Here is an 18,979-nt window from a genome sequence, read left to right as displayed (position 1 = left end):
GCGTCGCGCGGTTCGGGGCGGGAGGTTCGGGTCGCGAGGTCAGGTCTTGATGGCGAAGGCCGGTGACTCGTGGGCGAGTTGACGAACCGTTACGCCTGGCGTACCGGATCGTTGTACTCCACTTCGCTCCCAAGTCCCTTACCTCGATAGGGTGTTACTCGGGTGACGAGCGGGAACGCGTGTGTCCCGAGAATCGAAAACTGGCGCGGAAACCACCCTTTCGAGTGAACTAGCGCCCAGTGTTTGTTCGTTCACCCTCGGTGCCGTAAGTATTACGGTCACCGAAGTCGCCAACGCCCTTGATGCCCCTCGATGGGCGGCGCTGGGCGGCTCCATGTCTCTTGTGGGGGTTTTTCCAACAGTGAACAGCTCTGTCTTCAGCATGCCCGCGCGCCGTGCCGCGGCCGTGCTGACCGCCACCGTCCTGACTGCGGGTCCCGCGGTCCTGCTCGGCGCCGTGCCCGCGCACGCCGCCGGGGGCAGTGGCGAAGGAAAGGCCGGTGCGGCCGTGCTCCGCGCCGGTCTGAACGTCGAACTGCTCAACGGGGCCGCCAAGCTTCCGCTGAACGTCTCCCTCAACGAGGTCAACGCGCCCAAGAGCGCTGAGGAGAAGACCCTCAGCGTCACGCTCGACGGCGTCGAGGGCGGCAAGCCGGTCAACGTCCTGGCCGCCGACGTGGCCACGGCGCGCGCCACCGTCGACAAGCAGAAGGCGGAGGGGTACTCGAACCTCGTCAAGGCCAGGGTCCACGTCCCGGGCCTGCCGCTGCTGTCGCTGATCGAGGTGGAGCAGGTCACCTCGAAGGCGACCTGCGAGGTGGGCAAGAAGCCGGTCGCGGAGTCGAACGTCCTCGGCAGCGTCACCGTGCTCGGCAAGAAGACCACGCTCACCGCGGGCGGCACGACCAAGGTCGAGGTGCCGGGCGTCGGCCTGGTGCAGCTCGACCTGTCGCAGAAGGCGACCACGGACAGGACCGCGGCCGCCACCGCGCTCGAACTCAACGTGTCCGTCGACCCGCTGAAGGCGGGCGTCGCCAAGGTCGACGGCCGCGTCAAGCTCGCCGAGGCCAACTGCGAGACCCCGGCCCCGGCCGAGGACGAGCAGCCGCCGCAGTCGGGCGAGCCCGAGGAGCCCGGCACCCAGCCGCAGGGCGAGGACGGGAACCTCGCCGAGACCGGCGGCAGCTCCGCCACCCCGTACATCGCGGGCGGGGCCGCTGCCCTGATCGCCGCGGGCGGCGGCGCGATGCTGCTGGCGCGCAAGCGCCGGGCCGCCCGCTCCGAGGGCTGAGCAACCCGGGTTCCGCGTTGCTTGCGGTTGGTCCGGCATCGCCGGTCCGCGCCGCGGGACTTCTCGCCGTCGCGGTGGAGCATTCCTCCGCCGCGACGGCGCGAGACCGCGTCGGCGCGAGACCGTCCGCGTAAAGACCGCGGCGGCGTAGCTCGGCAGTGCCGGGCTGTGCCGCTGTCACGGGGAAACGGGCCGCAGGCCGACCCGCCCTGGTCAGGTCTCCGTGAGGGACTTGGCCAGGGCCTCGGTGAAGCGGTCTGTGGTTTCGGGGTCGCGTACGGCGATGCGGAGCCAGTCCGGGCCCAGGCCCGGGAAGGTGTCGCCGCGGCGGACCGCGAAGCCGCGCCCGCGCAGCCGCTCCCGTACGGCGGCGGCGTCCGGCAGGCGTACCAGCACGAACGGCCCTTCCGCTGGCTCGCAGACCCGCACCCGCTCCAACTCGCCCAGCCGGGTGAGCAGATGTGCCCGATCCGCCGCGATGCGGCGGGCCGCGTGCTCGGCCTCCGCGAGCGCCGCGGGCGCACTGCACCCCTCCGCCGCCGCGAGGGCGGGGGCGGAGACGGGCCACAGCGGCTGGGCCCGCGCCAGCGCCGCGATCGACTCCGGCGCGGCCAGCACGTAACCGATCCGCAGCCCCGCCAGCCCCCAGGTCTTGGTGAGGCTGCGCAGCACCACCAGGCCCGGCAGTTCACCGGCGCGCGCGGCGAGCGACGCGCGCTCGCCCGGCACCGCGTCCATGAAGGCCTCGTCCACGACGAGCACCCGCCCCGGCCGGGCCAACGCGCCGAGGACGCCCGCCGGGTGCAGCACCGACGTCGGGTTGGTCGGGTTGCCGACCACCACCAGATCGGCGTCCTCGGGCACCGCCTCCGGCGCCAGCCGGAAGCCCTCCCGCTCCCGCAGCAGCACCCGTTCCACCCGGTGGCCCGCATCCCGTAGCGCCGCCTCCGGCTCCGTGAACTGCGGGTGGACGACGACCGGACGGCGGGCCGCGAAGGCCCGCGCCACCAGTACGAACGCCTCGGCCGCCCCGGCCGTCAACAGCACGTGGTCCACCGGCAGTCCGTGCCGCGCGGCCACGGCCCGGCGCGCCGGGCGCGGGTCCGGGTAGGCGGCGAGCCCGTCCAGGGACGCGGCGATCCGCTCCTTCAGCCAGGCGGGCGGCGTGCCGGCCCGGACGTTGACCGCGAGATCGGTCAACCCGGCGCCGGCGTCCCGCACTTCGGCGTCGCCGTGGTGGCGCAGGTCCTCCACAGAGTCCTCCTGCGGGCCCTCAGTGGGCGTGGGCACGGCCACCGTGGTGGTGATGGTGGTGGCCCTCGCCGGAAGGGTCGTCGGGGTGGTGGTGCGGCTGCTGAGGCAGGCCCACCTTGCCCTCGAAGCCGGGCAGTGCGATCCGGTACACACAGGAGTCGCAGTTCATCCGCAGATCGCCCTGGACCGCCTCGCGGTAGCGCTCCAGCACCAGCTCCACCAACTCCTCGGCGGGGCCGATGACGTCGGCCGACGCGACCTCGACCTCGGGGTGCGCGGACGCCCAGCCCTCCGTCTGCATCCGCACCCGCTCCGGCAGGATGCCGGTGAACAGGAAGTACGGCAGCACCACGATGCGGCGCGCGCCCAGCCTCAGGCAGCGGTCGAGTCCGGACGGCACGTCGGGCGCGGCCAGCGACACGAACGCAGTTTCCACGCCCGCGTAGCCGCGCCCCTCCCACAGCAGCCGGGCCGCCTTGTGGACCTCGGCGTTGGCGTCCGGGTCGGTCGAACCGCGGCCCACCAGCAGCACGGTGGTGTCCGCCCGGTCCGAGGGCGTGCGCGCCCCCTCGCCCAGCGCCTCGTCCAACCGCCGCTCCAGGACCTTCAGCAGGTTCGGGTGCGGGCCGAGCGGGCGGCCGTAGCTGTACGTGATACCGGGATGGCGCTCCTTCTCCCGGGCCAGGGCGGCTGGGATGTCCCCCTTGGCGTGCCCGGCCGAGACCAGCATCAGCGGCACGGCCGCGAAGCGGTCCGCCCCGCGCCCGACCAGCTCGGCCACCGCGTCCGCGAGCGGCGGCGGGGACAGCTCGATGAACCCCCCGGCGACGGTCAGGCCGGGTTTGCGCCGGCCCAACTCGCGTACGAAGTCGCGGAAGGCCTCGGCGCCCTCTTCGTCGCGGGTTCCGTGGCCGGCGATCAGCAGCGCGGGCGGGGTGGTCACGGGTTCTCCTCGGTGGTGCGGGTGGAGGTGGTGTTCGGGGCGGTGCGCGGAGGGCGCGCGAGCGTGCCCGGAGGGGTGTAGAGCAGCGCGTTGAGGGCGGCCGCGGCGACCGCGGAACCCCCCTTCTCGGAGACGTTACTGACGGCGGGAAGTCCGCTCGCACGCAGGGCCGCCTTGCTCTCCGCGGCCCCCACGAACCCCACCGGGAGGCCGATGACCAGGGCCGGTTCCGCGCCGAGCACGAGCAACTCCGCCAGCGCGGTGGGCGCGCAGCCGATCACCCAGACCGCGCCGGGCCCCACCTCCCCGTACGCCAGGCGCACCGCGTGTGCCGAACGGGTCAGCCCGGGGCCCGACTCGGCCTCGCGCACCCGGCACACCGCCTCGCGGGCGGTGATGCCCGCCGCCACCATCTCGACGTCGGCCACGACCGGGGCGCCGGCGTGCAGCGCCGCGTGCGCGGCTTCCAGGGCCGGCTCGTCGCAGACCAGGTCCGTGGCGTACGCGAGGTCGGCGCTGGAGTGGATGACGCGCTCGACGACGGCCCGCGTGAGCGGCGGGAAGCCGCCGGTGTCGAGCCGGGCCCGCAGGATGCGGAACGACTCCTCCTCGATGGGGTGGACGGTGCGGGGACCGGCGGTTCGAGGGCCGATGGTTCGGGGGCGGCTGGTGCCGGGCGGTGTCATGGGGGCCGGGTCTCCTCCGGAGGGGGCGCCGCTGGGGCGCGGGCGTACGGGCTTCACGACTGCCACCGGTAGCCGCGCGGGGTCACCATCCGGCCCGCCACGGCGCGGGTCGCGGGGTTGCCGACGACCACGACGGTCATCATGTCGACCGTGGCCGGGTCCAGTTCGGCCAGGGTCGTGAGCCGGCTGCTCTCGTCCGGGCGGGACGCGTTCCGTACGACGCCGACCGGCGTGGCCGGCTCCCGGTGCTCTGCCAGGAGGCCCAGCGCCTTGGGCAGTTGCCAGTCCCGGCCGCGGCTGCGCGGGTTGTAGAACGTCACCACGAGCCCGGCTTCCGCCGCGGCCCGCACCCGCCGCTCGATGGCTTCCCACGGCGTGTGCAGGTCGGACAGGCTGATCGACACGTGGTCGTGGCCGAGCGGGGCGCCCAGCACGGCGGCCGCGGCGAGCGCCGCCGTCACGCCCGGCACGCCCACGACGTCGATGTCGTCGGACGCTTCCGCGAGCGCGGGCGAGGCCATCGCGTACACGCCCGCGTCGCCGCTGCCGATGAGCGCCACCGCGCGCCCGGCGCGCGCCTCGGCGACCGCCGTGCGGGCGCGCTCCTCCTCCGCGCCGAGCCCCGACTCCAGGACGCGGGTCCCGGGGCGCAGCAGATCGCGGATCTGGTCCACGTACTGGTCGAGGCCGACGACCGTCGAGGCCCGCCGCAGCTCTTCGCGGGCCCGCGGCGTGAGTAGGTCCCGGGCGCCGGGGCCGAGCCCGACGAGGGCGAGCCGGCCGCGCGGGCGGCGGCGGGCGACGGCGGCGGTGGCCATCGCGGGGCGGCCTTCGGGGGCCGACTTCCGCTTGGGCACGAGGAGTTCGGCCTGTTCGCCCGCCGCGAGCAGCGCGGCGGCCTCGGCCACGCTCGGCGTGCCGACGGCGCGGAGCGGCGCGGGGGAGGGGTTGGGCACCTCGACCCCGGCGAGCGCGTCCGCGGTATACGTCCGCAGCGGGACGCCGAGCCGCCGCGCCGCCTCGACGATGCCGGGCTCGTCCGCCTTGGCGTCGACCGTGGCCAACTGCCCGATGCTGCCCGGGGACAGCCGGGCCTCCTCGAGCGTGTCCCGGACGAGTTCCAGCACCTCGTCTGCCCCGACTCCGCGGCCGGCGCCCACTCCGACGACGAGGGACGGCGGGCGCAGCACGACGCTGCTCCGATCCGGCGGGATGACCCGGTCGGTGACCCGGAGCGCGTGCGTCGAGGCGGGACCCGCGGGCGAGGATGAATCCTCGACAGCAGCTCCGGGTTCGGTTCGCCCACTGCCCTCTCGTACATGCCGGGCGGCCGCGACGGCAGGACCGTCCCCGCGGGGTTCGCCCGGCCGGCCGGGCGAACCCGGTCCGGGCGCCGCCGGGTTGGACGCGGCGCCGTTCGGAGCGGCGTCCGCGCTCGCCCCGGAGTCCGCAGACTCGGCGCGGACGTTCGGCGGCAGGGCGGGCAGCGGCCAGGGCGCGTCCGCGCGGAGGGTGACGGGGGCGCCGTCGAGGATCGCCCGGGTCACGGTGGCGACCGCGCCCTCGACCGGCCAGCCCAGCGTGTCCAGGCCGGGGATCCCGGCCGCGTCGGTGGCCGTGGTGACCACCGGTCGGCAGCCGGGCGTCAGGTCGGCGACCTCCTGCGCGAGCGCGTTCGCCCCGCCGGCGTGCCCGCCCAGCAGGGCCACCGCGTGCCGCCCCGCCTCGTCCACGCAGACGATCCCGGGGTCCGCCGCCTTGTCGGCGAGCAGTGGGGCCACCAGCCGTACGACCGCGCCCGTGGCGAGGAAGCACACCAACTGCTCGCACTCACCGAAGGCTTGGCGCAGCGCTTCCGGCGCCCAGCCCTCGTAGACGCGCGTCCGGTGGGGCCACGCGGCGGCCAGCCGGTCGCGCGCGGCGGTCCCGGCCGCGGTGGCGGAGATCAGGCCGATCACTGTGGTGCTCCTTCGGCAGGGGTGTCCTGGACGGGCGCGGCCGTTTCGGGGTCGGCCGTTTCGAAGCCGGGCGCTTCGGGGTCGGCCGCTTCGGGGTCGGTCACCGCGCGCGGGGAGCCCGCGGCGACGGTCGCGGAGCCCGGTGGGTTCGGGCCCGTGGGGGTGCGCGCCCGGGCCCCGGGCGCGCGGGTGCCCCACAGCACGAAGACCGGGTTGGCCGCCGCGAGCCGGGTCACCTCGCCCGGCAGGGGCGCGAGGCGGGAGGACTGGAGCAGGACGCCGTCGGGGAGCAGTCCGGCGCCCGCCAGCGCGGCCCGCACCGCGGGGACCCGGTCCAGCGCGGCGAGCGTGACAACGACGCCGCGCCGTGCCCGGCGCGCGCACTCCGCCACGATCGCGGGCAGTCCGGCGCCGCCACCGCCCACGAACACGCCGTCGGGATCGGGCAGTCGGTCGAGAGCGGCCGGGGCGGACCCGTGCACGGCCTGCACGTCCACGCCGTGCGCGGCGGCGTTCGCGCGGATCCGCGCCACGCCGTCCGCGGTCTTCTCCACGGCGACGGCCGCGGCGCCCAAGCGGGCGCACTCCACGGCCACCGAGCCCGAACCCGCGCCGACGTCCCACACCAGGTCCCCGACGCCCGGGCCGAGCCGTGCCAGGGCGAGCGCCCGCACCTCGTACTTCGTGATGAGCGAGTCCCGGTGCTCGAACTCCCCCTCGGGCAGCGCCCATTGGCCCGGTCCGGGGCGAGGACCCGCCACGGTGCGCAGGGCGGGGGAGAGGGCCCGCGTCCCGTCCAGGCACAGCACGATGCTCACGGCGCCGCGCCAGTCGCGGGCCGCGGCCTCGGCGGGGGAGAGGCGTTCGACCCGCTCGCCGCCCGGTTCGCCCAGCGCGGAGGCCACGACGAGCGTCCGCTCCGTGCCCGCCCGCGCCAGTGCGGCGCCCAGTTCGGCCGGTCCCGCACCGGGACCGGTCAGCACGGCGGCCTTGGGGTGCGCGCGGCACACATTGACGGCCGTCCGCAGGTCGCGCCCGTGCGCGCTGACCACCACCGCGTCGTCCCACGGCAGGCCCACGCGCGCGAAGGCCACGGCGACCGACGGCACCGCGGGCGCCACCTCCAGGGCCGCGGCGCCGAACCGCTCGGCCAGCGCCCGCACCATCCCGAAGAACCCGGGGTCCCCGGACGCCAGCACCACGACGCCCTCGCCGGAGCCACCGCCGGAACCCTCCCCTTCGGGGGGACGGTTCCCGATTCCAGCCAGATGGTTCCCGATCCGGTCCAGCGCGGGAGCCAGCGGGCCCAGCACCACGCGCTCGGCCCGCGGCGGGAGTTCGGCCGCGTCCAGGTGGCGCCGGGCGCCCACGACGAGCCCGGCCGAGGCGAGCGCCACGCGCGCGTGCCGGCCGAGGGGCGCGCCCGTGCCCGTACCGAGGACGGTGATCACGACGGCCCGCCCTGGGGCGCGGCGGCGGCCCGGAGGGCCCGGCGGGAAGCCGGGTCCGCGCGGCGGTGGCCGTGGAAGTGGCCCGGGTGGTAGAGGTGTGAGCGCGTGCCGGAGGCGGTCAGCGCCGGGCCCACCAGGAACAGTGTGTGCTTCCAGAGCTTGTGAGCCTTGACCGTCTCCTCCAGCGTCCCGACCGTGCAGCGCAGCACCAGCTCCTCCGGCCAGGTCGCCTGGTACGCGATGACCACGGGAGTGCTCGTCGGGTAGCCGCCCTCCAGCAGCTCCACCGCCAACTGCCCGGAGCGGGCGGCCGACAGGAACACCGCCATCGTCGTGCCGTGCCGGGCGAACTCCCGCACCTCCTCGCCCGGCGGCATCGGCGTCTTGCCGCCGCCGAGCCGGGTGAGGATCACCGACTGGGCCACTTCGGGAATCGTCAGCTCCCGACCCGCGATGGCCGCGACCGCCGAGAACGCGGAGACGCCCGGCACGATCTCGACCTCAAGGCCCAACTCCGCGCAGCGGTCGACCTGTTCCTGCGTGCCGCCCCACAGCGCCGGGTCGCCGGAGTGCACGCGCGCGACCCGCAGCCCGTCGCGCACCGCGCGCTCGTAGACGACCAGCACGTCCTCCAGGGACATGGCCGCGGAGTCCAGGACTTCCGCCCCCTCGCGCGCGTGCTCCAGGACCTCCGCCTGGACCAGGCTGGCCGCCCAGATCACCACGTCCGCCTCCGCGATGGCGCGGGCCGCCCGGAAGGTCAGGAGGTCCGCCGCGCCCGGCCCCGCGCCGACGAACGTCACCCTGCCCGCGGTCGCGCTCCGCGTACCGCCCTGTCGCGCTGTCACAGCTTTCCTCCTCGGCCGCCGTCCCGCCGGGCGGGTGCGATGAGCGTGGACAGATACGGCAGCGGGCCCGGCTCCAGCTCAGCCGCGGGCCGGATCGACTCCCCGGGGAGCCCCAGCGCCGAACCCCACACCGCGCCCTCCGTACGGCCCGTCTCGCGCAGCGCCGTCGCCACCTCGCCGGCCAGCCGCCCGAACTTGTACGCCACCACCGTCCCCGGCCCTTCGAGCGCCTCCTTGAGGACGGCCGGACCGGCGGTCACCGGCACCAGCGTCAGCGGCTCCGTTCCCTCGGTGAGCACCGCCCCGCTGCGCGCGGCGAGGTCCTGCATCGCCGTGACGCCGGGCACGGTCTCCACCACCAGGTCCGGGACCAACTCCCCGACGGTCTGGGCGAGATACGTGAACGTCGAGTACACGTTGGGGTCGCCGATCGTCGCGAACGCCACCGCGCCGTGCGCGCGCAGCAGTTCGGCCACACCGGCGCCCGCCGCGTCCCACGCGGCCTCGCGCCGCGCGCGGTCGCCGCGCTCGTTGAGCGCGAAGACCACCCGCACCACCCTCGCCGGGTCGACGTAGTGCAGCACGGTCGCCTCGGCCCGCCCGGTGCCGCCGTCCTCCATGACGGGCACCACAACGGCGCCGGCGTCCCGCAGGGCGTTGACCCCCTTGACGGTTACCAGCTCCGGGTCGCCGGGGCCCACCCCGACCCCGATCAACCGGCGAGCGGTCTGCGGACGCTGCATGATCCTGCCCTTTCGACGAACCTTCGGGCCATGGCCGGTGACGCGGCCCAGTGCGTATGCAGATACGAGGCGTGGACACCGTCCCGTACGAACCCCTCCACGTGCGGCGACGGCTGCCGCAGCCCCCAGGCGGGGCCGGCCTGTCCGGCGCCACCGGCCCCCGCGCCCGGCTCGGCCACCGTGCGGTGGAACTCGTGGCCGCGCAGCCGCGTTCCGGCCGTGGCCAGGCAGCTGTCCGAGACTGCGACGGCCTCGCGGTAGCCCAGGGTGAGGCGGTCGGACATCCGGGCCTCCGCATCCAGCACACCGCACATGGGGCGGCCGTCCAACGAGCGGGACAGGTACAGCAGCCCCGCGCACTCGGCCGCCACGGGCGCCCCCGACGCGGCGAGCTCCGCCACCGCCTCGCGGAGCGGCTCGTTGGCCGAGAGGTCCGGGGCGTAGACCTCCGGGAAGCCACCGCCGATGACCAGACCCGCCGTACCCTCCGGCAGTTGCTCGTCCCGGAGCGGATCGAAGGTGGCGACCTCCGCGCCCGCCGCCGCCAGGAGTTCCGCATGCTCCGCGTAGGAGAAGGTGAACGCCGGGCCCCCGGCCACAGCCACGACCGGGCGGGACGCGCGCGGTGGAACCTCCGCCCACGAGCCGTACGGGTCCCACGCCGCGTCGCTCAGCGGTGGCGCGCCGCGGGCCACGGCCAGGATTGCCGCCAAGTCGCAGCCCGCGGCGACCTGTTCGGCCGACGCCGCCACCGACTCGGCTGCCTCCCGGCGCCGTTCCGCCGCCGGGACCAGGCCCAGGTGCCGGGAGGGCGTACGGAGCCGATCGGTGCGGCGCAGGGCGCCCAGGACCGGCACGCCCGACTCCTCCAGCGCCGAGCGCAGCAGCGCCTCGTGCCGGTCCGAGGCGACCTTGTTCAAGATGACGCCGCCGACGCGCACCTCCGGGTCCCAGGAGGCGAAGCCGTGCACCAGGGCCCCCACCGACCGCGACTGCGCCGAGGCGTCCACGACCAGTACCACCGGAGCCCGCAGCACCTTCGCCACCTGCGCCGTCGAGGCCAACTCGCCCTCGCCCGCCGCGCCGTCGTACAGGCCCATCACCCCCTCGACCACGGCCAGGTCCGCCCCCGCCGCGCCGTGCAGGAAGAGCGGGCCCAGCAACTCCGGGCCGCACAGGTACGCGTCCAGGTTGCGGCCCGGGCGGCCCGTCGCCAGCGCGTGGTAGCCCGGGTCGATGTAGTCCGGGCCCACCTTGTGCGCGGACACCCCCAGCCCGCGTCCGGTGAAGGCCGCCATCAGGCCCGTGGCCACCGTGGTCTTGCCGCTGCCGGAGGCCGGAGCCGCGATCACCAGCCGTGGAACGGCAGAGCCCGCGCTCACCACTCGATGCCCTTCTGGCCCTTCTGTCCCGCGTCCATCGGGTGTTTGACCTTGGACATGTCGGTGACCAGATCAGCCGCTCCGACCAGCTTCTCCGGGGCGTTGCGGCCCGTGATGACGACGTGCTGAGTGCCCGGGCGGTCGCGCAGCACCGACACGACCTCGTCGGTGTCCACCCAGCCCCAGTGCATCGGATACGCGAACTCGTCCAGTACGTAGAGCCGGTATGTCTCCGCCCGCAGGTCCCGCTTGACCTGCGCCCAGCCTTCCCTCGCGGCCTCCTCGCTCGACTCGATGCCGCGCTGCACCCAGGACCAGCCCTCGCCCATCTTGTGCCATGTCACGCTTCCCCCTTCGCCCGAGTCGCCCAGGACGCGCAGCGCGCGCTCCTCGCCGACCCGCCACTTCGCCGACTTCACAAACTGAAATACACCGACCGGCCAGTTCTGGTTCCAAGCCCGGAGCGCGAGCCCGAACGCGGCCGTCGACTTCCCCTTGCCGACGCCGGTGTGGACGATGACCAGCGGCCGGTTCCGCCGCTGACGCGTCGTCAGTCCGTCGTCCGGCACGACACTCGGCTTCCCCTGCGGCACTACGCGGCCCCCCTCGTCGTCGCCCGAGCCTTCTGCTTGCCCCGCGCACCCCGCATGCCCCGTCCCGTCTCCCGCGTGCCCGCCACGCCGCGTACCAGCTCGGCGACGCTGTCCGCGCGCAGTTCGTCCAACGTCACGACTGTTCCGCCCAGTTCGCGGGCGAGTGACCCCGCGAGGCCCAGTCGCACCGGCCCCGCCTCGCAGTCCACGACCACCGACGCCGTTCCGCAGGCCGCCAGCAGCCGCGCCGAGCGCGCCGCCGTGGCCACCGGCTCCGCGCCGCCCGTCGCCCGCCCGTCCGTCACCACGACCAGCAGCGGCCGCCGGGCGGGGTCGCGGAGCCGCTCGATCCGCAGCACCTCGTGCGCCTTCAGCAGCCCGGCGGCCAAAGGCGTCCTGCCGCCCGTCGGCAGCGACTCCAGGCGGGCCGCCGCCGCGTCCACGGACGAGGTCGGCGGCAGCGCGAGCTCGGCGGACCTGCCGCGGAAGGTGACCAGGCCGACCTTGTCGCGGCGCTGGTAGGCGTCCAGGAGCAGCGACAGCACCGCGCCCTTGACGGCGCTCATCCGCTGCCGGGCAGCCATCGAGCCCGAGGCGTCCACGACGAACAGCACCAGGTTGCCCTCGCGGCCCTCGCGGACCGCCTCCCGCAGGTCGTCGCGGCGCACGACGAGCCCGGGGCCAGTACGCCCGCGCACGTGCTGGTGCGGGGCCGCCGCCCGGACGGTCGCCGCCAAGTGCAGTCCGGTCAGGGCACCTTGGGGCTTGCGGGCGCCCGTGGTGCGGCCGTGCGCGGTACGCGCGCGCGAGCGCCGCCCGGCAGCGCCGTCCCCCAGCCCGGGCACGCTGAGCATCCGCGTCCGGTAGGGCTCGGCCGCCCCGACCGCGGACCGCTCGCCGCCTCCACCACCCCCGGTCCCGCCGTCCTCGCCGTCTCCGGCGGGCCGCTGGTCCGGAACCTGGGAGTCCGCCCCATCCCCGGACTGCGGCGCCGCCTCAGGCGGGGACGAGTCGTCCCCCGTCGGCTGCCCACCGCCACCAGGGTCGTCAGGGCCACGGCCATCCGGATCGTCAGAGCCGCCGTCGCCCGGCCCAGGGTCCGGATCCGGTTCGTCGTCCCCGCCGCCGAACTCCTGCAGCGTCTCGTCCAGCTTGTCCTCGTCCAGCCCCGGAGCGTCGAACGGATTGCGCCGCCGCCGGTGCGGCAGTGCCAGCAGCGCCGCCTGCCGCACGTCCTCCGCCAGCACCTCCGTACGCCCCGCCCAGGCCGCCAGCGCCCGCGCCGCCCGCGCCGTCACGAGGTCCGCGCGCATCCCGTCCACCTCGAACGCCGCGCACACCGCCGCGATCTGGCGCAGCGCCCCGTCCCCCAGCCGCACCGACGGCAGCAGCTTCCGCGCCGCCGCGATGCGCTCGCGCAGAGCCCGCTCCTCGCCCGCCCAGCGGGCGGCGAACGCCGCCGGGTCCTCGTCGTAGGCGAGCCGCCGCCGGACCACCTCCACGCGCGCGTCCGGCTCGCGCGAGGCCGCGACCTCCACCGTCAGCCCGAACCGGTCGAGCAACTGCGGCCGCAGCTCGCCCTCTTCGGGGTTCATCGTGCCCACGAGCAGGAACCGGGAGGCATGCCGTACGGAGACACCCTCGCGCTCGACGTACGAGGCACCCATCGCGGCCGCGTCCAGCAGCAGGTCCACCAGGTGGTCGTGGAGGAGGTTGACCTCGTCCACGTACAGCAGGCCGCGGTGCGCGTCGGCCAGCAGCCCCGGCTCGAACGCCTTCCTGCCCTCCGACAACGCCCGTTCGATGTCCAGCGCCCCGGCGAGCCGGTCCTCCGAGGCGCCGACGGGCAGTTCGACCATGCGCGCCGGGCGGGCCGCGCCCGGCCCGGGCTCGTGCGGCCCGTCCGGGCACGCCGGGTCGGGCGCCGCGGGGTCGCACGAGAACCGGCACCCCGGCACGACCTCCACCGGCGGCATCAGCGTCGCCAGCGCCCGCACGGCGGTCGACTTGGCCGTGCCCTTCTCGCCGCGCACCAGCACCCCGCCCACGGCCGGGGACACCGCGTTCAGCAGCAGCCCGAGCCGCAGGTCGTCCATGCCGACGATCGCGGTGAAGGGATAGTTCGGGACGGCGCTGCTCATGAGCTGGTACCTCCTGCGGGTGAAAGCGGTACGGGAACAACGCCGGTGGCCGACACCTGCGCCGGCGTCGCGGCATGAGCCCCGCGCGTGTGGGGACGGCTCCTCCCGCTTCTCAGGAGTGAAGCCCTCCTCCGCTTCGTCCCCGCGCACACGGGGGTGCCCTCACAGGTCACGCGCCGCCCTCCTCGAGGTCGCCCTCCAGGGCGAGGTAGGTCTCGCGGAGCCGGTCGAGTGTGTCCGGCTCCGGGCTCTGCCACAGGCCGCGCTCCGCCGCTTCGAGCAGCCGCTCGGTGATTCCGCGGAGCGCCCACGGGTTGGAGCGCTGCATGAACTCGCGATTGGTCGCGTCGAAGACGTACTCTGCCGACAACTTCTCGTACATCCAGTCGTCGACCACGCCCGCGGTTGCGTCGTACCCGAAGAGGTAGTCCACGGTCGCGGCCATCTCGAACGCGCCCTTGTAGCCGTGCCGCCGCATCGCCGCCATCCAGCGCGGGTTGACCACCCGCGCCCGGAAGACGCGGTGCGTCTCCTCGCCCAGGGTCCGGGTCCGCACCTGGTCCGGAACGGCCGAGTCACCCACATAGGCCTCGGGCGAACCGCCCGTCAGATGCCGCACCATGGCGACCATGCCGCCGTGGTACTGGAAGTAGTCGTCGGCGTCGAAAGCGTCGTGTTCCCTGGTGTCCACGTTCTTCGCCGCGACCTGGATCCGGCGGAAAGCCGCTTCCATGTCACCCCGCGCCTGGCGGCCGTCAAGCCCGCGCCCGTACGCGTAGCCGCCCCACACCGCGTACACCTCGGCCAGGTCGGCGTCGCTGCGCCAGTTCCTGGCGTCGATCAGCGGCAGCAGGCCCGCCCCATAGGCGCCCGGCTTCGACCCGAAGATCCGGGCGGTGGCCCGGCGCCGGTCGCCGTGGTGGGCGGTGTCCTCGTCCACGTGCGCCCGTACGTAGTTGGCGTCGGCGGGCTCGTCCAGCTCGGCCACCGCCCGCACCGCGTCGTCCATCAGCCCGACGACGTGCGGGAAGGCATCCCTGAAGAAGCCGGAGATCCGGACCGTGACGTCGACGCGCGGTCGGCCCAGCTCCTCAAGGGGCAGGATCTCGAATCCGGTCACCCTCCGGGAGGCGTCGTCCCACACCGGGCGGCAGCCCAACAGGGCCAGGATCTCCGCGATGTCGTCGCCCTGGGTCCGCATGGCGGAGGTGCCCCAGACCGTCAGCCCGACCGACTTCGGGTACGCGCCCGTGTCCGCCCGATGGCGCGCCAGCAGCGAGTCCGCGAGCGCCTGTCCCACCTCCCAGGACAGCCGGGACGGGATCGCCTTCGGGTCGACCGAATAGAAGTTGCGGCCGGTCGGCAGAACGTTCACGAGCCCCCGTGTCGGGGATCCCGAGGGACCGGCCGGAACATAGCCGCCGCCCAGGGCGTGCAGCACGTTCCCGATCTCGTCCGTCGTCCGGGCCAGCCGCGGTACGACCTCGCGGCACGCGAACTGCAACACGGCTACCACCTCGGGGAGTTCGGCGTCGCCCAGGACCTCGGACACTGTCCCGGGAACGGCCTCCGCGTCCCACCCCCGGTCCTCCAGGGACTCCGCGAGCCGCCGGCACAGCCGCTCCAGCAGGTCGATCGCGTCGGCCCCCGTACGGGAAGGGCCCTCGACGAGCTCCGTCAGCTCGACCGGCACCTTCACGGGCAGTCCAGGCTCTGCCAGCAACTCCTTCTCCACCAGCCCGAAACGGCCCGCCAGGGACGCCCGCAGCCCCGGCAGGGCCTCCGCCCGGCCGCCCCACACCTGGGAGGCTCGCAGCACGGCCAGCACCAGGTTCACCCGCGCCTCACCGGCCGGACCGCCGCCCAGGACATGCAGCCCGTCCCTGATCTGCACGTCCTTGATCTCGCACAGATAGCCGTCGATGTGCATGACGAACTCGTCGAACTCCTCGTCGTCCGGCTGCTCGTCCACCTGCAGGTCGTGGTGGAGCTCGGCCGCCTTGACCAGGGTCCAGATCTGCGCTCGTACGGCCGGCGCCTTGGCCGGGTCGAGATCGCTCACCAGCGCGTACTCGTCCAGCAGTTGCTCCAGCTTGGCGAGGTCGCCATAGGTGTCCGCGCGCGCCATCGGCGGTACGAGGTGGTCGACGACCGTGGCGTGGCCGCGGCGCTTGGCCTGGGTGCCCTCACCCGGGTCGTTGACGATGAACGGGTAGACCAGCGGCAGCTCGCCCAGCACCGCGTCCGGGGCGCAGCCGCCCGACAGGCCCAGGCCCTTGCCGGGCAGCCACTCCATGGTGCCGTGCTTGCCCATGTGCACGATCGCGTCCGCGCGGAAGGTGTGCTCCAGCCAGCGGTAGGCCGCCAGGTAGTGGTGGGACGGCGGCAGGTCCGGGTCGTGGTAGATCGCGATCGGGTTCTCGCCGAAGCCGCGCGGCGGCTGGATCATCACCACGACGTCGCCGAACCGCAGCGAGGCCAGCACGATGTCCTCGCCGTCCACGTACAGCGAGCCCGGCGGCTCGCCCCAGTGCTCCAGCATGCCCTCGCGCAGCGCCGGGTCGAGCCGCTCGAACCACTCCTGGTAGTCGGCCAGCGGCACGCGCGCGGGGGCGGCGGCCAGCTGCTCCTCGGTCAGCCACTCGACGTCGTGGCCGCCCGCGGCGATGAGCCGGTGGATCAACTCGTCGCCGTTGTCCGGGTAGCCGTCCACCGCGTACCCCGCGTTCCGCAGCGCGTCCAGCACCCGTACCGCCGAGGCGGGGGTGTCCAGGCCGACCGCGTTGCCGACCCGCGAGTGCTTGGTGGGGTAGGCGGTGAAGACCAGCGCGATCCGCTTGCCCGCGTTGGGCCGGTGGCGAAGTGCCGCGTGGCGCACGGCGATTCCCGCGACCCGGGCCGCCCGCTCCGGATCGGCCACATAGACCGGCACGTCGTCCTCCCCCGTCTCCTTGAAGGAGAACGGCACCGTGACCAGCCGCCCGTCGAACTCCGGGATCGCGACCTGCATGGCCGCGTCCAGCGGCGACAGCGCCGCGTCCGACTCCTCCCACGTGGCCCGCGAGGAGGTCAGGCACAGCCCCTGGAGGACCGGCACGTCGAGCGCGGCGAGCGCTCCCACGTCCCACGCCTCGTCGTCGCCCCCGGCCGAGGCGTCGCTCGCGCGCGTGCCCCCGGCCGCCAGCACGGTCGCCACGATGGCGTCGGCCCGCCCCAGCAGCTCGTACAGGCCCGGCTCGGCGCCACGCAGTGAACCGCAGTACACCGGCAGCGCGTTGGCGTCCCGGGCCTCCACGGCGTCGCACAGCACGTCCACGAATGCGGTGTTCCCCGACAGGTGGTGCGCCCGGTAGAACAGCACCGCCACGGTGGGGCGCGCCGGATCGTGCGCGCGCTCCCCTTCCGCGCCCTCCTGTTCCGCGCCCCGCGCGTGGACTCCGTACGTCGGCAGGGCCTGCGGAGGTTTGAAACCCTCACCGCTCATAAGGACCGTGTCGGCAAGGAACCGGGCCATCTCGGCGAGGTTCGACGGCCCGCCCTCGACCAGATAGCGCAGCGCCTCCGCCACCACTCCGGCCGGCACCGACGACTCGGCCATCAACTCCGCGTCCGGCACCGACTCGCCGCCCAGCAGCACGGTCGGTACCCCGGAGGCGCGCAGCGCGGCGAGCCCGTCCTCCCAGGCCCGCTTGCCACCGAGCAGCCGTACGACGGCCAGGTCCGCGCCGTTCAGCAGCCCGGGCAGGTCCTCCTCCGCGTCCACGCGCGCGGGGTTGCCGATCCGGTAGGAGGCGCCCGAGGCGCGCGCCGCCAGCAGGTCCGTGTCGGCGGTGGACAGCAGCAGAACAGTGCTCACGAGCTCCCAACTCCCCTTGTCGTCCATGGCATACGGCGCCCTTCACGGCTCCCGGGAGCCCTCACGGCGCACCCGGCGGGAGGAACGGCAGCCCGGCCGGGGCCCCTTCCTCGATCAGCCGCAGCAGCGCACCCGTGTCCGCGTGCTCCTCGATCAGGTCGCCGAGCCGGTCCAACTGCTCCTCGCGCAGCACACCGAAGGACATGCCGGGCGCCGGTACGAACCGCCGCCCGGCCGCGTCCGCGACCCACCGAAGGAACGCCCGCCGGAACCCGTCGCTCTCCAGCGACCCGTGCCAGTGGGTGCCCCACACGGACCCGACCCGGCACCCGTCGAGCGCGTTTCCCCCGCCATCGGAGATGAACCCGTCCCCACCGGTCACCTGGGCCACCCCGTGGTGGATCTCGTAGCCCGACACGCGCTCCCCGAGGGCCTCGCCCACCGGCCGCGCGAGGGTCTTCTCCACCGCGAACCGCACCCGTACGGGCAGCAGCCCCAGCCCGTCGACCGCGCCCGCGCGCGACTCGACCTCGTCCTCGATGCGCTCGCCCAGCACCTGGAAGCCGCCGCAGACGCCCAGCACCGGGCGGCCCTCGGCGGCCCGACGCGCCACCGCGTCCGCGATACCCCGCTCGCGCAGCCACTCCAGGGCCCGCACGGTCCCGCGCGTGCCCGGAAGCACGACCAGGTCCGCGTCGGCCAGCTCCTCGGGCCGGTCCACGAACCGCACCACCACGCCCGGTTCGGCCGCGAGCGCGTCCACATCCGTGAAGTTCGACATCAGCGGCACCGCGGCCACCGCCACCCGCAGCACATCCTCGCCGTGCGGGGGCGCGACCACGGACTCGCGCACCGTGCCCCTCAGAGACACCCGCAGGCCGTCCTCCTCGTCGATGCCCAGCCCGTGCGCGTACGGCAGCACACCGTAGGTGGGCCGCCCCGTCAGCCCGCGCAGCATCTCCAACCCCGGTTCCAGCAGCGCCACATCGCCGCGGAACTTGTTGACCAGATAGCCGGCGACCAGCGCTTGGTCCTCGGCCGCCAGCAGCGCCGTCGTACCGAAGAAGGACGCGAAGACCCCGCCCCGGTCGATGTCCCCGACCACCACGGCGGGCAGGTCGGCGGCCCGCGCCAGGCCCATGTTGACGATGTCGGTGCGCCGCAGGTTGATCTCGGCCGGGCTCCCGGCCCCCTCGCAGATCACCGCGTCATACGTGCCCCGCAGCTCCTCCAGGCACGCCGCCACGGTCCCGAGCAACTCCTCCTGCCTACCGCCGTACTGCGTCTTCTCGGGGGACACTGCGTCCGACCGCGGGTTCGCCGCGGGCCCAGGCCTCCCGAAATACCGACTCGCGGTCAACTCCCCGACCGGCTTGCCCAGCAGTACGACCTGACTGCTGCGGTCGCTGCCGGGTTTGAGCAGGACGGGGTTCATGAGCGCCGTCGGCTCCACGCGCGCGGCGGCTGCCTGCATGGCCTGCGCGCGCCCGATCTCCGCGCCCTCCAGTGTCACGAACGAGTTCAGCGACATGTTCTGCGCCTTGAACGGCGCCACCGACACACCCTTGCGGGCCAGCCACCGGCAGATCCCCGCCGTCACGACGCTCTTGCCCGCGTCGGAGGTCGTCCCCGCGACCAGCAGACCGCCGCCCTTACGTGAGTTGGTCACGCTCCGTCCCTTCCCGTCTGTGCCCGACGGCGCGCCAGGCCAGGCGTGCGCCCGCGCACACCACCAGCGCGAGTGCGCCGACCCGCTGTGAGAGGCGTACCGCCCGCTCGATGTCCCCCGTCCCGACCGGACGGTTGCCCTCCCCGAGCACCGGCCGGTGCTCG

At 74.7% G+C, this 18,979-nt stretch carries 13 protein-coding genes and 1 pseudogene; 1 reads left to right on the top strand and 13 read right to left on the bottom strand.

Going from position 1 to position 18,979, the window contains the following annotated elements; all coding sequences use genetic code 11:
- Nucleotides 1-382 precede the first annotated feature (382 nt).
- A complete protein-coding gene (locus AOK16_RS11985) occupies nt 383-1,291 on the top strand; it encodes an SCO1860 family LAETG-anchored protein (RefSeq protein WP_055472245.1) in 909 nt (302 codons plus the stop codon).
- A 213-nt stretch (nt 1,292-1,504) separates the two neighbouring features.
- Here the strand turns inward: AOK16_RS11985 and cobC are convergent, their stop codons facing one another.
- The 13 genes and pseudogenes from cobC to AOK16_RS11920 form a co-directional block, all read right to left on the bottom strand.
- The gene (gene cobC / locus AOK16_RS11980; RefSeq protein WP_079101281.1) at nt 1,505-2,581 is read right to left on the bottom strand and encodes an Rv2231c family histidinol phosphate aminotransferase CobC; all 1,077 of its coding nucleotides are present in this window, start codon (nt 2,579-2,581) and stop codon (nt 1,505-1,507) included.
- Nucleotides 2,565-3,488 (bottom strand): sirohydrochlorin chelatase, encoded by a 924-nt coding sequence (locus AOK16_RS11975; RefSeq protein ID WP_055472243.1) that lies wholly within the window; start codon nt 3,486-3,488, stop codon nt 2,565-2,567. The genes cobC and AOK16_RS11975 overlap by 17 nt, the downstream gene beginning before the upstream one ends.
- Nucleotides 3,485-4,174, bottom strand: a complete 690-nt coding sequence (locus AOK16_RS11970) for a precorrin-8X methylmutase (RefSeq protein ID WP_079101280.1) — start codon at nt 4,172-4,174, stop codon at nt 3,485-3,487. Before AOK16_RS11970 ends, AOK16_RS11975 begins: the two co-directional genes overlap by 4 nt.
- 53 nt (nt 4,175-4,227) lie before the next feature.
- Nucleotides 4,228-6,132, bottom strand: a complete 1,905-nt coding sequence (gene cobJ, locus AOK16_RS11965) for a precorrin-3B C(17)-methyltransferase (RefSeq protein WP_055472242.1) — start codon at nt 6,130-6,132, stop codon at nt 4,228-4,230.
- Nucleotides 6,129-7,583, bottom strand: coding sequence for a precorrin-6y C5,15-methyltransferase (decarboxylating) subunit CbiE (cbiE, locus tag AOK16_RS11960; RefSeq protein ID WP_107098323.1), 1,455 nt, complete (start codon nt 7,581-7,583; stop codon nt 6,129-6,131). Before cbiE ends, cobJ begins: the two co-directional genes overlap by 4 nt.
- Nucleotides 7,580-8,431 carry a precorrin-4 C(11)-methyltransferase gene (gene cobM / locus AOK16_RS11955; RefSeq protein ID WP_055472241.1) on the bottom strand — a complete coding sequence of 284 codons (852 nt, stop codon included), beginning with the start codon at nt 8,429-8,431 and terminating at the stop codon, nt 7,580-7,582. Before cobM ends, cbiE begins: the two co-directional genes overlap by 4 nt.
- Complete coding sequence (cobI, locus tag AOK16_RS11950) at nt 8,428-9,174, bottom strand: precorrin-2 C(20)-methyltransferase (protein WP_055472240.1); 747 nt, start codon at nt 9,172-9,174, stop codon at nt 8,428-8,430. The genes cobM and cobI overlap by 4 nt, the downstream gene beginning before the upstream one ends.
- Nucleotides 9,144-10,556, bottom strand: a complete 1,413-nt coding sequence (locus AOK16_RS11945; RefSeq protein ID WP_055472247.1) for a cobyrinic acid a,c-diamide synthase CobB — start codon at nt 10,554-10,556, stop codon at nt 9,144-9,146. The genes cobI and AOK16_RS11945 overlap by 31 nt, the downstream gene beginning before the upstream one ends.
- Nucleotides 10,553-11,149: a cob(I)yrinic acid a,c-diamide adenosyltransferase gene (cobO, locus tag AOK16_RS11940; protein WP_055472239.1), complete on the bottom strand. Its 597-nt coding sequence runs from the start codon at nt 11,147-11,149 to the stop codon at nt 10,553-10,555. The genes AOK16_RS11945 and cobO overlap by 4 nt, the downstream gene beginning before the upstream one ends.
- On the bottom strand, nt 11,149-13,290 hold the full coding sequence (locus AOK16_RS11935; protein ID WP_055472238.1) for a putative cobaltochelatase: 2,142 nt from the start codon (nt 13,288-13,290) through the stop codon (nt 11,149-11,151). Before AOK16_RS11935 ends, cobO begins: the two co-directional genes overlap by 1 nt.
- A 169-nt stretch (nt 13,291-13,459) precedes the next feature.
- Nucleotides 13,460-17,146, bottom strand: a complete 3,687-nt coding sequence (cobN, locus tag AOK16_RS11930; RefSeq protein ID WP_107098324.1) for a cobaltochelatase subunit CobN — start codon at nt 17,144-17,146, stop codon at nt 13,460-13,462.
- Between the two features lie 61 nt (nt 17,147-17,207).
- Nucleotides 17,208-18,815, bottom strand: a complete 1,608-nt coding sequence (locus tag AOK16_RS11925) for a cobyric acid synthase (RefSeq protein WP_055472237.1) — start codon at nt 18,813-18,815, stop codon at nt 17,208-17,210.
- Nucleotides 18,799-18,979: pseudogene (locus tag AOK16_RS11920) on the bottom strand (cobalamin biosynthesis protein); the annotation flags it as partial. The pseudogene AOK16_RS11920 and the gene AOK16_RS11925, both read right to left, overlap by 17 nt.

It is taken from the genome of Streptomyces pathocidini, assembly GCF_001418495.1.
Classification (GTDB): Bacteria; Actinomycetota; Actinomycetes; order Streptomycetales; family Streptomycetaceae; genus Streptomyces; species Streptomyces pathocidini.
This window is presented reverse-complemented; position numbering and strand designations above follow the sequence as displayed.